Here is a 413-nt window from a genome sequence, read left to right as displayed (position 1 = left end):
CTGCCGCCTTGCCGACCCCCACCATCACGGACATGGGTGTGGCCAGGCCCAGCGCACAGGGGCAGGCGATGATCAGCACGGTGGTGGCGCTGATCAGCATGTGTGTCAGGCGCGGTTCCGGGCCCACATTGAACCACACCAGCGCGGCGGCGATGGCGATCAGCATGATGGTGGGGACAAACACCGCCGATACCTGATCGGCGAGGCGGCCGATCGGGGGCTTGCTACCCTGGGCTTTTTTTACCAGCGTGACGATTTGTGAAAGGGCGGTGTCTTTGCCCACGGCGGTGGCGGTGTAGAGCAAGGTGCCACCTTCATTGAGTGTGCCGGCGCTGACGTTGTCGCCTTCACTTTTACTGACGGGCATGGGTTCGCCGGTGAGCATGGATTCATCGATGCGGCTCTCGCCTTCT

Annotated in this window: 1 pseudogene; it reads right to left on the bottom strand. The window is 63.0% G+C overall.

The annotated features are described in order from the left end of the window. A pseudogene (gene copA, locus A3754_RS24465) lies at positions 1-413 on the bottom strand (Cu+ exporting ATPase); the annotation flags it as partial.

It is taken from the genome of Alcanivorax sp. HI0083, from assembly GCF_001635175.1.
This window is presented reverse-complemented; position numbering and strand designations above follow the sequence as displayed.